The organism is Arthrobacter sp. (genome assembly GCF_031179385.1).
In the GTDB taxonomy this organism is placed as follows: Bacteria; Actinomycetota; Actinomycetes; order Actinomycetales; family Micrococcaceae; genus Arthrobacter_D.
Genome location: NZ_JAPSHV010000083.1, coordinates 1 through 12,759 on the forward strand (window position 1 = coordinate 1; position 12,759 = coordinate 12,759).

At 63.9% G+C, this 12,759-nt stretch carries 12 protein-coding genes; 10 read left to right on the forward strand and 2 right to left on the reverse strand.

Annotated features, from left to right (window positions below):
* A partial coding sequence (locus RIF85_RS11435) for a LysR substrate-binding domain-containing protein (RefSeq protein ID WP_309072030.1) occupies positions 1-593 on the forward strand: 593 nt, incomplete at its 5' end.
* On the opposite strand, the gene RIF85_RS11440 is transcribed toward RIF85_RS11435, so the two are convergent.
* On the reverse strand, positions 590-1,204 hold the full coding sequence (locus RIF85_RS11440) for a TetR/AcrR family transcriptional regulator (protein ID WP_309072031.1): 615 nt from the start codon (positions 1,202-1,204) through the stop codon (positions 590-592). The genes RIF85_RS11435 and RIF85_RS11440 overlap by 4 nt on opposite strands.
* Positions 1,205-1,294: 90 nt before the next feature.
* Positions 1,295-3,274, reverse strand: a complete 1,980-nt coding sequence (locus tag RIF85_RS11445; protein ID WP_309072032.1) for a primary-amine oxidase — start codon at positions 3,272-3,274, stop codon at positions 1,295-1,297.
* A 252-nt stretch (positions 3,275-3,526) separates the two neighbouring features.
* Between RIF85_RS11445 and RIF85_RS11450 the strand changes: the two genes are divergently transcribed.
* From RIF85_RS11450 to RIF85_RS11490, 9 genes are all read left to right on the forward strand, one after another.
* Entirely contained in the window at positions 3,527-4,444 is a 918-nt protein-coding gene (locus tag RIF85_RS11450; RefSeq protein ID WP_309072033.1) for a LysR family transcriptional regulator, read from the forward strand.
* 177 nt (positions 4,445-4,621) lie between these two features.
* Positions 4,622-5,632 (forward strand): ABC transporter substrate-binding protein, encoded by a 1,011-nt coding sequence (locus RIF85_RS11455; RefSeq protein WP_309072034.1) that lies wholly within the window; start codon positions 4,622-4,624, stop codon positions 5,630-5,632.
* A gap of 19 nt (positions 5,633-5,651) precedes the next feature.
* Positions 5,652-6,509 (forward strand): ABC transporter permease, encoded by an 858-nt coding sequence (locus RIF85_RS11460; protein WP_309072041.1) that lies wholly within the window; start codon positions 5,652-5,654, stop codon positions 6,507-6,509.
* Positions 6,510-7,274: an ABC transporter ATP-binding protein gene (locus RIF85_RS11465; RefSeq protein ID WP_309072035.1), complete on the forward strand. Its 765-nt coding sequence runs from the start codon at positions 6,510-6,512 to the stop codon at positions 7,272-7,274.
* 1 nt (position 7,275) lies between these two features.
* A complete protein-coding gene (locus RIF85_RS11470; RefSeq protein ID WP_309072036.1) occupies positions 7,276-8,820 on the forward strand; it encodes a GMC oxidoreductase in 1,545 nt (514 codons plus the stop codon).
* A gap of 28 nt (positions 8,821-8,848) precedes the next feature.
* Positions 8,849-10,243, forward strand: coding sequence for an NAD(P)-binding domain-containing protein (locus RIF85_RS11475; protein ID WP_309072037.1), 1,395 nt, complete (start codon positions 8,849-8,851; stop codon positions 10,241-10,243).
* Complete coding sequence (locus tag RIF85_RS11480) at positions 10,240-11,295, forward strand: alcohol dehydrogenase catalytic domain-containing protein (RefSeq protein ID WP_309072038.1); 1,056 nt, start codon at positions 10,240-10,242, stop codon at positions 11,293-11,295. Before RIF85_RS11475 ends, RIF85_RS11480 begins: the two co-directional genes overlap by 4 nt.
* 161 nt (positions 11,296-11,456) lie before the next feature.
* On the forward strand, positions 11,457-11,927 hold the full coding sequence (locus RIF85_RS11485; protein WP_309072039.1) for a hypothetical protein: 471 nt from the start codon (positions 11,457-11,459) through the stop codon (positions 11,925-11,927).
* Positions 11,928-11,960: 33 nt separating this feature from the next.
* A partial coding sequence (locus RIF85_RS11490) for an aldehyde dehydrogenase family protein (protein ID WP_309072040.1) occupies positions 11,961-12,759 on the forward strand: 799 nt, incomplete at its 3' end.

The window sequence follows — 12,759 nt, forward strand, 5'->3', positions numbered from 1 at the left end:
TCCGCGCCGACCACCCAAAGCTCGAACTCGAGGTCACCGAAGCCGACGCCACCGGCTGCTCAGCTGCCCTCCTCACCGGCCAGGCCGACCTCGCCCTCTGCTACGACCTCGGCCTGCCCGAAGCGATAGCGGTCACCGCCGTCGACAGCGTCCGCCCCTACCTGGCCCTTCCGCCGGAACACAGGCTCGCCTCGCGGAAGGAAGTCTCGCTCTCCGAGGTCGCCGAGGAGCCGTTCGTCCTGCTCGACCTCCCGCACAGCCGCGAGCTCATGCTCTCCATCCTGCGCAGCGCGGGCTTCGAACCCGACGTGCAGTTCCGCTCCGCCAGCTACGAGACAGTCCGCACCTTCGTCGCCAACGGCCACGGCTACTCGATCCTGCACCAGCGCCCACAGCACGGACTAACGTACGACGGCGGACACGTCGCCGCCGTCGCGATCAAGGACAAGGTGCCGGAACTGAGCATCGTGCTGGCCCGGCTGCGAACCCAGCGCCCGACGGCGCGGATGCGAGCGGTCGCTCAGAGCGTGCGCCAGCAGCGTGCCGCGGCAGGGCAACCGAGGCAGCAGGCCAAAGAGAGAGAAAAGGCCTAAACGACACCCGCCGCTTGCCCAGCCGAAAGCCGGGCCAGCGCCCGCTCCATCATGTGACGCTGCCGCGAGCCCGTGACCGCATAGGGGTCCAGCATCGACGTCACGTGCAACCCCATCATGATGTTCAGCAGCTCATCGACAACGAAGTCCGGGTCAGTCAGAGGCGGGCATTCGCCGTCGTGCTCTGCTTCCGCAAGGAAACCCATCATGAGGCTCCGCCAGTGCAGCAGTGCATCGCGGCCCACGGCGCGCAGCGACTCCTCCGTCTGCGCACGCTGCCAGAAGGAGATCGCTACCCGCGCTTCGACGACGGTCAACGGATCCGCCGGAATGATCTCCAGGCACAGCCCGCGCAGCGCGGCTAGGCCACGACGGCCGGCGGTGCCGGCGTCGATCCGCTCGTTGGTCCGCTCGCAGATCAGCTGATACGACGCCAGCAGCAACGCATCCTTGTTTGGAAAGTAGTGCGCCAGGACGCCCGGCGCCGCATAGCCGCACTCCCGCGCGATGTCCCGCATACTCGCGTTCTCGATCCCCTGCTCGGCGATCAGCCGCCACGTGGTCTCGATGATCGAACGGCGTCGCTCCTGGTGGTCCACCAAGCGAGGCATGACGCTCACTCCTTCGGTTCTGCGGGTCCCATCGCCCGAACGTGTGCACACTACCACCGCGGGGAACGCTCCCCCGCGGTGGCCCGGCGGCTAGTGGCAGCCACCCGCCTCCGAGTGCCCGACGCCGGTGGGATCCTCAGTGCCGCCAGCTCCGCTCGCGCAATGCCCGGACGACGACGGCGGCACGTTCAGTGTGGGGTTGGCGTCGAAGAACCCGTGCGGCTTCAGCGTGAAGCCGGTGGTGTCGACGGGCATGATCGGCCAGTCCTCCGGACGCGGGAAGTGGGTCAGGCCGAAGGAGTGCCACACCACGAGGTCCTGACCGTCGATGTCGCGGTCCTGGGCGACATAGGTGGGGAGGCCGGCGTCGCCCGGGTGCTGGTTCACGAAATCACCGGCGGCATAAAGCTCATCCTCAGCATGGCGAGTCACCCACAGGTGATGCCGCGCGAAAGCCGCTCGTGAAGCGATCGAGGAATCATCGGCCATCGCCAGCGTCGGGCCGCCTTCCGGGTAGAGGGTGTAGCCGACTGGGTGCCCGAGCTGGTTCAGCGACTCGGGGTTGCTGATGTGCCAGACACGGCCCTTGGTGCCGTCAGCATCGCGGATTGCTTCCGATTCGCGTGCCAGGACCGTGCGCTTCTGCGTGAAGGCATTGCCGTGCGGGTTTCCCTCACCCTTCGGCAGCCGCACGAGGTCGAGTTCCTCGACGCGGTTGGTGGCGCCGTCGATCATCATGTCCAGGCGAGCGTTGAAGAGGTGCTGGTGGTAAGGAGCACCGAGACCGGGGGCGATCTCCGAGGCGTAGGCGTAGTCCTTGTCCGGGAGGGCAGCGGTGAAGACGATGCCGGTTGCCTTGGCCTCGAACTCGATGGTGCCGTCGAGGTAGAGGTACCAGTAGAAGCCGTAGTCGTAGTTGCCCACGGTGGTGAAGAAGGAGACCACCAGGCGGCGGTTGCGGCGGACCTCGTTGGACTTGGCCCACTCGTCGGTGTGCTTCCAGAGGATGCCGGCGTCTTCCTCGTGGATGCAGATGCCGTTGTCGATGGTGCGCGGGTTGCCGAAGTCGTCGGCCACGATCGGCGACAGGTAGGTGATCTCACCCAGGCAATCGCACCCGAGCTTGAGCGAGTTGGCGTCCCGGCCGACGAGGTATTCGCCGGAATCGAAGTAGTTCTGCCAGCTCCGGTATGGCGAGGGGTCGCCGTACGGAACCACCATTTCGGAGATCGCAGCGCGGTGGATCAGCGGGCGCCGTCGTCCGTTGTGCGTGTGGTGGATTTGCTGGAGCACCAGCCCTTCGCGGGCGTCGAAGCCGACGCGCAGGTCCCAGCCCGCCCAGGATAGGTGGTTGCCCTCGAGGGTGAAGCTCGGGCCCTCGGGCTGCGTGATCTCGATCGGCTTGAGGTCGGTGCGGTGTTCGCCGTGAATCGCGGGCTCGGTGTAGTTGCCGTTGACCTCGGGGACGTCCACGGGACCGTCATCGATCAGGTGGTCCACCCTTCGCTTTTCGACGTCGACAAACGCCACGAGGCCGTCGATGGGGTGCGCCCAGGCGTGGTCATTAGCGTGATCCTGGCGGAAGCCGAGGCCCCGGAGGAGCCGTTTCCCTGTCTCGTTCTCGTACTCGAAGACGCCGGCTGACAGAGGGGCAACCCGTACCTGTGCCGGCGTGAGCCCGCGGGAAGCGAGCGCGGCGTTCCACTGCGGGTCTTTGGCGAGGATCTCCTCGATGATCTCGAACTCCTCAATCAGCACCGGCAGCTGGCCGTCAACGGCGGGATCCAGTTCGCGCTGGTCGAGGACTCGGCCAGCAGTCAGGGAGAGGCGGACATCGAGCGAGCGCGAAAGGGCAGCGTCCCACAGCATGACGCGCACCCTGCGGTCGACGTCTGCAGCTGACTCTGTACCCTTGGGCGGATCAATAAGCCCGAGGTAAGCAAACCGGGTGGTCTCTTCGACCAGTCCTGCGTCAGTCAGGATGCGGCGGGCTTCTCGGATCTCCTCGGCAGTGAGCTGTTCGAGGGGGTGCTGCGCCAGTGCAGCGAGGGTCGGCGTCTCAAGGGTCATGGCACTTCCTGAAAGAAATCGGCGTTTGGTAGTACAGCTGTTCAACCAAAATCGATGTTAGCTGGCACACACGCTTTGGTAAAGCCCTCCGTCTTGCTGCTGATGCCTCAAATGATGCTCAGCATGCTGAGTGACCGATGACCGGCCCGACGCAATCGGCCATCAACTCGAAATGTAAGAAATATCGGAAAATTGGATACGGAAGTTTTGAAACATCTTCGAAACCAATCCGCGACGAAGGGAAGTGGAGCCATGGCCCATCAGAAGCAACGGGACGTGTCCCTGACGCAGCTGCGCTACTTCGTCCGCGCAGCCGAAGTAGAGAGCATGACCGAAGCCGCCGAGTTGATGTACATGGCGCAGTCGGCGGTTTCAACCGCGATAGCGAACCTGGAAGCGACGCTCGGTTGCCCGCTCTTCATCCGCCGTCGTTCGAAGGGGCTCCTGCTGACGGCGGAGGGCGCCGAATTTCTGGAACGCGCCAGGGAGGTGCTGCGTGCCGTTGACGATGCCGTGGATGCCATCAACGTATCGGGCATCGGCGGGACGCTGGTCGCGGGCTGCTTTTCGACCCTCGTCCCATTCTGGTTGCCGGCCATCTACGACGGACTCCATGCCGAACATCCCGGACTGGCGCTGCGGATCCGTGAGCTGGATGCGGAGGAGATACCGGAGGCCTTGAGGAGGCGGGAACTGGAGGCGGTGTTGACCTATGGTTTCGACTACGGCCCGGACATCGCCTTCGACCGGATTGCCGACGCCGCCATCTACGCAGTGTTCGACGCCGGCCACCCCCTTGGGCTGCGGGACAGCGTAACCCTTGCCGAGCTTGCCCGTGAGCCGATGGTGCTGCTGGATATGCCCGGAAGCAGGAATTACTTTCTGTCCATTTTCCAGAACGCCGGATTGACTCCGAACATCGCACACCGCTTTGAGAACTACGAGGCAGTACGGGCGATGGTGGCCCGCGGCCATGGTTACTCCCTACTGAACCAGCGGCCCAGACACGACATGACCTATGACGGGCTGAAAGTAGCGATGACTTCCGTCGAGGGGGTCGACACTCCCCTGCCCGTTGGAATTGCATCCCTGGCAGGCAGCCAGCTCTCACGGAAGGCGGCAGCTTTTGCTCATGCATGCCGCCGCGTATCGGAGAGTCGGACTCCTTGAACCGGCGCGGCCGTTACGTTCATGTTTCGTGAAGATGACAGCTGCTTAACATCAATAAAATTGATGCAAGTCGCCAAAACTAGCTATTTGATTGCGTCCTGAACCTGCCGGGAAGCTGGTGCTGACCCCACTACCGGCAACTCCGCAGGCGGCGGAAATCAGAAATGCAGGTTCATCATGGCTAACGCAACAAACACGTTCTCTCGTCGAATCTTCTTGACCGGGGCAGTTGCTGCCTCCCTCGCACTGACCGGCTGCGGGGGGAGTACAGAAGCCTCCGACAGCGAGGCCGCCGACTCCCTGACGATGGCCACTCAGCCGTGGCTCGGATATGGCCCCTGGTTCATCGCCGAAGAGCAAGGCTACTTCGAAACCGAAGGCGTCGACGTCGCCCTGACGATGTTCGACAATGACGCAGACATGAGCGCCGCGATAGCATCCGGACGCGTCGACGTGGCCAACGTGGCCAGCCACACCGCGCTGCAGTACGTGGAGCAGGGCCTGCCCGTAACCGTCGTGCTCCTGCTCGACGCGTCCCGCGAAGCGGACGCAATCATCACGAGCAGCGACATCAAGTCGGTAGCTGACCTGGAGGGGCAGCAGATCGCGTTCGAGGAAGGCTCTGTCAGCAACCTCCTGCTCAACCACGCCCTCACCCAGGAAGGGCTGGACATCTCAGACATCACGCCTGTACCGATGGGCCCCTCGGAAGCGGCCACCGCGCTGCTGTCCAAGAAGGTGAAGGCAGCCGTTACTTACGAGCCGTACATTTCCGAGGCGAAGGCTTCCGGTTCGGACTTCAACATCCTGTACACGGCCGCCGAGAAGGAAGGCCTGATCAGCGACGTCCTCATCGTCACCGACAAAGCCCTGGAGGAAAAGCCGGATGCGGTGCAGAAGGCTATCAGCGCCTGGGCGCCGTCGGTGGAGTTCTACAACACCAATACCAGCGAAGCGCAGGAGATCATCGCCGCCGGGATCGGTTCCGAAGCATCCGATCTTGTGACCGCCTTCGAGGGAGTGAGGTTCTTCGGCGGCGAGGAGAACCAGGAGATGCTGAGCGGGTCGTACAAGACAGAGATCCTGCCGTCCGTCGAGGAAGCGGCCATCGACGCGAGCATCATCTCCGAAACCGCTGACCTGGACAGCGTCATCGATGACACCTTCGTCAGCAACATCTCCAAGTAAGGAGATCCCGGTGACTGTCATGAAAACCGATGCCACAACCGGAAATCCGAGAGCAGCAGGGCCGGCCAGCTCAACACCGCGAAAGGCCGGGAAATTCACCAGCCCGCTGGGCAGGGACCTCAACCGGCGCAGCTACATCCTGACGGCAATCCTGTCCTTCTGCGGCCTGGTGGCCGTCTGGACGCTCATGGCCTCGCTCGAGCTGGTCGACCCCCTGTTTCTCCCCTCTCCCCTGGCCGTCCTGGGCAAACTCGGTGAGCAGGCAGCAAGCGGTGAGTTGTGGGAAGACATGGCGGTCAGCACCTACCGCGTTTTCATGGGATTCCTGCTGGCCAGCGCCATGGCTTTGCCCATCGGCCTGCTGGCCGGCGCAAGCCGTCGGCTCGAAGCCGTCATTGAGCCGGTGATCGATTTCATCCGCTACATGCCGGTCGTGGCTTTCGTACCGCTGACGATCCTCTGGGTAGGCACCGACGACGCACAGAAGTTCCTGATCATCTGGATGGGCACGTTCTTCCAGCAGGTCCTGATGGTTTCCGACGCCGTGCGTACCGTCCCCGCGCAGTTCCAGAATCTGGGCGCAACCCTGGGGCTGTCGAGGACCAGAATTCTTCTCCGGATTGTCTTCCCGGCTTCAATGCCCCGAATCTGGGATGCCTTGCGCGTCACCCTCGGGTGGGCCTGGACCTGGCTGGTTGTTGCTGAACTTGTGGCTGCGACCAGCGGCATGGGTTACCGCATCACCCAGGCCCAGCGGTTCCTTGCCACCGACACGATCATCGGCTACGTCATCGTCCTGGGCATCATCGGCCTCGTCTGCGATCAGATCCTGCGCATCTCGGGCCGCAAGCTATTCCGCTACACGAAGGGCCGCTAAATGAGCACGTTGGTTCGCAAGAAGCTTGAAATCTCCCAACTGAACATGTCATTCGGGGACGTGACGGCCCTGGACAACGTCAGCCTCGACTTCCACGAAGAGGAGTTCGTCTCCGTCGTCGGAACGTCCGGGTGCGGCAAGTCCACCCTCCTGAACATCATCGCCGGGCTGCAGGAACCAAGCTCCGGAAGTGTTACGGTCGACGGCACCCAGGTGCTCGGCGCCGGCCGTGACCGCGGCGTGGTGTTCCAGCAGGCAACTCTCCTGCCGTGGCTGACCGCGCAGGGAAACATCGAGTTCGCATTGGAGCCGGGCGGCTACGGGAAGGTTGAACGTAGCCGCATCGCCAAGGACTACCTCGCGTCCGTGGGTTTATCCGGCTTCGAGGACATGTTCCCTTCCCAGCTTTCGGGCGGTATGCAGCAACGCGTGGCCCTTGCACGGTCGCTGTCCTACCAACCGAAGCTGCTGCTGATGGACGAGCCGTTCGGGGCACTGGATGCCCTGACCCGGCGCACTATGCAGCAACTCCTGATGAAGGTATGGGAGGAGCACAAACTGACCGTCATGCTGATCACCCATGACATCGACGAGGCGGTGTTCTGCTCGGACCGCGTCGTCGTCATGAGTTCACGTCCAGGACGCATCAAGACCGAATACAGCATCGACCTCCCCCGTCCGCGGGATGAAGAGACCTTCATCCATCCCAGCTTCCGCGGGTACTACAAGGAGATCCTCTCCCATATCAACCAGGGAGTCGTCTGACATGACAACGGTCGATGCTGCCGAAGGTCCAGCAGAACGCGAGTATGACTACCTCGTGGTGGGCGGCGGGACCGCCGGCTGCATAGTGGCGGCACGCCTGGCTGAGGACGAGTCCGTCACGGTGGCACTCGCCGAGTGGGGAGGCAGCGACGCGGAGGAACCCCGGGCCAATGTGATCCGGCGCTGGGACGAGATGCTCGAAGGCGAATACGACCTCGATTACCGCAGCGTCCCCCAGGAACGCGGGAACTCCCATATCCGGCTGGCCCGCATGCGGATTCTGGGAGGATGCTCGACCGCGAACACCATGATCACCTGGCGTCCCCTCCGCGCGGACCTCGAGGAATGGGTAGGGCTCGGTGCCTCGGGGTGGGGACCGGAGGCACTCTGGCCTTGCTATGACCGGCTGGCCACCCGGATATCAGTGATCCCCGAAGCAGACCGGAACCCACACCTGGCCGAAGTCGTGGAATCAGCCTCACTTGCACTTGATCTTCCGGTCAAGGAACGCTGGAACGATCATGAATTCGTTGACGGGGCCGGCTTCTTCGAGATCGGCTATGACCCCGCGACGAACCAGCGCTCGTCCACCTCCTACGCCTACATCCACGGCCGGAACATCCCCAACCTGGATATCCTCCATGGGTACCGCGGGGTACAGATCGAACTGCGTGACAACCGCGCGACGGGGTGCGTCTTTACCGACGCGTCGGGAAGGACTGTCCCCCTACGAGCACGGCGCGAGGTCATCCTTGCGTGCGGTGCTATCGATTCGCCCCGGCTGCTGCAACTGAGCGGAATCGGCCCCCGCCGCATGCTGGAACATGCGGGCATCGACTGCCGGGTGGACCTTCCCGGAGTCGGTGAAAACCTGATGGACCACGCGGAAGGTCTGGTCGTGTGGGAAACGCACGAACCGGTTGAGGAAACCTGCGCGACGGGCTGGGACGCCGGCTATCTCGTCTCCGTCGACGACGGTCCGTTTCCGGATATCTCCACGCATATTCCCGTCCATACCTGGGCAGTGCACGCCGAGCGGATGGGAGCCCGCATTCCGGCAGCCAACGTTTCGCTGGCGCCGAACATCACCAAACCCAAGAGCCGCGGTCGGGTCTGGATCGAATCGGCGGACCCGGACGCAGCACCGTTGATCGACTACGGTTACTTCACGGACCCTGAAGGCCACGACGAACGGATGCTTGTTCAGGGCATCCGCAATGCCAGAAGGGTCGCGGAGCAGGAACCCCTGGCCTCCCGAATTGTTCGGGAAGTATTTCCCGGCCCGGAGGTCACGACCGACGAGCAAATCTCGGAGATCGCCCGGCAGACGCACCAGACGGTTTATCACGTGAGCGGCACGTGCAGAATCGGTGCAGAGGATGACGACCTGGCGGTACTTGACCCTCGCCTGCGCGTCCGCGGTGTCACCGGTTTACGGGTGGTCGATGCATCAGTATTCCCCACCATCACCGCGCTCAACCCCGTCGGCACGATCATGGCGGTGGCCGAACGGGCCGCCGAGCTGATCGCGGAAGACAACAGCTAGCAACCCACCAGTTTCACGAGGAGTACGAATGGCACTGCCCACCACTTTCGGCATCGTCGGAGCCGGCCCCGCCGGACTCCTGGCCGCCCGGGCCTTCATACGGCTTGGCCTTGAGGTAGAGCTACTCGAACGTCATAGCGGCCCCGGTGGTCTGTGGGACATGAACAACCCGGGGACCCCGATGTACTCGACGTGCAACTTCATCTCGAACCGGGATTACGGGGGATTCATCGGTTACCCCATGCCGGCCGAGTACCCCCTGTTCCCCCGATGGGACCAGATCCGCGATTACATCCGCGGCTTCTCCGATGCCTTCGGCATCACACCGCTGGTGGTCACAGGCGCCGACGTCGTACGGGCGACACCCGTCGACTCGCCCGAGGGCCGCTTCTGGCGTGTGTCCCTGAGTGACGGTTCGCAGCGCGACTACCGGGGCATCGTGGCGGCCACGGGCGGTCAATGGCAGCCGTGGCTGCCCGAGTACCCGGGCATGGAGGACTTCGCGGGTGACGTGATCCATTCGGCCCAGTACACAGCCCCGGAAACGTTCCACGGCGAACGCGTGTTGGTGATCGGCGCCGGCAACTCCGGGGTCGACATCGCCTCGGACGCAGCCGCCCATGCGGAACGGGCCTTCATCTCCACGCGCCGCGGCTACTGGTTCCTGCCCAAATTACATGACGGCGTTCCGTCCGCAGCACTGCTCTCAGGCGACCTCACCCCTGCGCCTGATTCGCCCCTGCACGGCAAGAGCCTGCAGGAGATCCAGGACGTCGTCCTAGGGTCGGTCGGAGACCTGCGGAACTACGGCCTCCCGCAACCGGACCACCAATTCGGGGCCACGCATCCCATCCTCAATGACCAGATGCTGCACTACATGTCCCACGGGTTGCTCGCCTGGAAGCCGGACGTGGTGGCCTTCGACGCGGACGGCGTCAGATTCGCTGACGGCACCCGGGAAGACGTGGACATCATTGTGATGGCGACCGGGTATTCAGCGCCGATTCCCTGGCTGCCCGAAGGAATACTCACTTACGACGGCGGGTTCCCCCGCAGCATTTTGGGTGCTCTGGTGGAGGGGCAAGAAGGGTTATACCTTGCCGGGGCACTGCACTTTTCCGGCAATACCTTCCCTGTTTTCGACCAGTTGGTGCAATTGGCCGCTCACGATGCCAGAGCACTGGTGACAGGTCAGAACGCGGATAACCTCCGGTACATCAGGGAAAGCTACCGGCCGGATCTCAACGGTGACGCATCCTATGTGGCTACGCGTCGCAACTCCAACCAGGTGCAGGTCTCCGCACTTCACAAGGTATTCGCTGAACTCCACTCACGCTTCGGAATTTCCGTCCCGGGGCTTGTGGACCACGATTTCTACCGCGGACAGTTGACGACCAACACCGCCCAGGCGGTTGCGGCATGAGGGCGATTCGCTTCCACGGTAAACACGACCTCAGGCTCGAGGAGGTCCCCGAACCGACGCCGGGGGCCGGCCAGGTCAAGCTGCGCATCGGTTACGCCGGAATCTGTGGCTCGGACCTGCACACCTACTACTCGCCCGAGCATTCCGGCACCGACTACACTGTTCCCCACCCGGTGACCGGCGCGGAACTGCCACAAATCCTCGGCCACGAGTTCGCAGGTGAGGTAGTCGACGTCGGATCCGGCGTGTCCGCCGAGCGGATAGGCCAGCGGGTGGCGGTGTGGCCGATCTATGGTTGCGGCCATTGCTTCGCCTGCGACGGCGGCACCGACAACGCCTGCATCGACGCCACCTTCCATGGCGTGGCCAGTGACGGCGGAGGTTTTTCCGAGTTCACGGTGGTGCCGGAGTCCCAACTGCATGTGCTCCCGGCAAAGGTGGATCTGAAGCTGGGGGCACTGGTTGAGCCGATGGCTGTCGCTTGGCACGCTGCCCGGGCAGCCGGGGATCTGAGAGATCGATCGGTTCTGGTGATCGGTGGAGGACCGATTGGAATCGGACTCTGGCACGCGTTGCGCCTGCAGGGAGCAGCGCAGGTGGTTGTGAGTGAGCCTTCGGCAGGTCGCCGGGATGTTCTTGCCGGGCTCGGAGCTGAGCTGCTGCATGACCCGTTCACCCCCGACGCGGCGGACGAGCTCGGAAGGATCGCGGGAGGCGGGCCCTTTGATGCAATCTTCGATGCCGCCGGATCGGGACCTGCCCTGAACAACGCTCTTCCGCGGCTTCGGCCCCTGGGTACGCTCGTCGTCGTCGCCCTCCACGAAAAGGCCTTCGACTTCGACCCAACGGTGCTGGTTCTTGGCGAACGCCGTGTTCTTGGCGTGCACGGCTACACCCACGAGGACTACGACCAGGTCATCGATGCGATGTCGGCGGGCCACTACCGCACTGATGGCTGGGTGGAAACCGCACCGCTCACCGCCGTTGAATCCTCCATTCACGGTCTGCGAAACGGGGATGGGTCCAAGATCCTCATCGAGGTGGCTCGGTAGCCGTTCACCGGCGATGTCCCAAGGCGCTTCGGATTGCACCTGTCAACACTTCCTCCATGGAGGGCTTTGATGGTACAACTGTTCAACCAACAGTTCGATGTAGTGCACATCACAGACCGGGCGCATTCCGTGCGTTCCGGGGGCTTGGGACCAGGAGAACCATGCATTCGCTCATCCAGTGGCGCATTCAACCTTCAGCAAGTAGCTGGATGCAAAGTGGCCTCGTCATCACGGCGGTGGCTGTCAGCGTCATAACCCACGCCGCTGCTGCAGCCTTGGGACCAGCTGGTGCGATGGCCTGGTGGATGGCGGCAATGGCCGTCGCGTGCCTCGCCTGCGCGGCACCAATGGTGGGACGACGGCGCTGCACCTCCCGCGCGGCGGAGCATCTGCTGGGCATGGGGATCGCGATGATCCTGATCCACCTAGCACTTTTCGCGATGCCGGGGGCCGGCACCCACCACGGAACGGAGCACGGCGCTGGCACATCCCACGGCGCAGCAATGCTCGCCCTCCTGGGTGTCGAACTCGTGTGCCTGATGCTCGCCTCTGCCGCGCTGCGGCTCGGGCAGCGCAGTCCACGCATGCGGAAGCAGTTGCCGGCACACCTGATTCCAAGCCCTACCCACTAGCCAGACCCGCACATCCACCACCGAGGAGAACCCGTGAATAGCAGCACCATCCTTGCCACCAACTGGCAGAGCCAAGCCGACGCCCTATCCATCGACGGCCGCGCCTTCATAAACGGTCGCCGCACGTCAGCCGGTGACCGGCTCACCCGGCCAACCATCAGTCCAGTCGACGGCCGCACCCTTGCCGAACTTGCAGCCTGTCGTGGCGCGGACGTCGATGTCGCGGTCGCTGCCGCCCGCCGCGCCTTCCCATCCTGGTCACGTGCCGGAGCTGAGCAGCGCAAGCACGTGCTCCTGGCAGTCGCGGCCCTTCTGGAACAGCACGCCGACGAACTGGCGCTTTTGGAAACCCTCGACAGCGGCAAACCCATCCTGCAGACGACGACGGTCGACGTCCCCGGCGCCATCTCCACCCTGCGCTGGTATGCAGAGGCCGCCGACAAGCAAAGCGGCGAACTGCCGGCGGTTTCCCCCGGAGCCACGGCCCTGGTGACGCGGGAGCCGCTGGGCGTGGTGGCCGCCGTCGTGCCCTGGAATTTCCCGCTCGAAATTGCGGTCTGGAAGATCGCGCCCGCTCTCGCTGCGGGCAACACCATGGTGCTGAAGCCCGCTGAGCAGACCTCGCTCAGCGTCCTGCGCCTGGCAGAGCTGGCTGCGGAGGCGGGTCTTCCCGACGGCGTCCTCAACATCATCACCGGCACCGGGCGCGAAGTGGGTGCCGCGCTGGCACACCACATGGACGTCGACGCCATGGCGTTCACCGGTTCCACCGCCGTCTCACGCACCCTGCTCGAAGCCTCCGGCAAGAGCAACCTGAAGCGACTGAGCCTGG

Coding starts and splice junctions, on each gene's coding strand:
- RIF85_RS11485 (WP_309072039.1), top strand. CDS start 11,457: ATGCATTCGCTCATCCAGTGGCGCATTCAACCTTCAGCAAGTAGCTGG.
- RIF85_RS11455 (WP_309072034.1), top strand. CDS start 4,622: ATGGCTAACGCAACAAACACGTTCTCTCGTCGAATCTTCTTGACCGGG.
- RIF85_RS11470 (WP_309072036.1), top strand. CDS start 7,276: ATGACAACGGTCGATGCTGCCGAAGGTCCAGCAGAACGCGAGTATGAC.
- RIF85_RS11460 (WP_309072041.1), top strand. CDS start 5,652: ATGAAAACCGATGCCACAACCGGAAATCCGAGAGCAGCAGGGCCGGCC.
- RIF85_RS11440 (WP_309072031.1), bottom strand. CDS start 1,204: ATGCCTCGCTTGGTGGACCACCAGGAGCGACGCCGTTCGATCATCGAG.
- RIF85_RS11475 (WP_309072037.1), top strand. CDS start 8,849: ATGGCACTGCCCACCACTTTCGGCATCGTCGGAGCCGGCCCCGCCGGA.
- RIF85_RS11450 (WP_309072033.1), top strand. CDS start 3,527: ATGGCCCATCAGAAGCAACGGGACGTGTCCCTGACGCAGCTGCGCTAC.
- RIF85_RS11480 (WP_309072038.1), top strand. CDS start 10,240: ATGAGGGCGATTCGCTTCCACGGTAAACACGACCTCAGGCTCGAGGAG.
- RIF85_RS11445 (WP_309072032.1), bottom strand. CDS start 3,274: ATGACCCTTGAGACGCCGACCCTCGCTGCACTGGCGCAGCACCCCCTC.
- RIF85_RS11465 (WP_309072035.1), top strand. CDS start 6,510: ATGAGCACGTTGGTTCGCAAGAAGCTTGAAATCTCCCAACTGAACATG.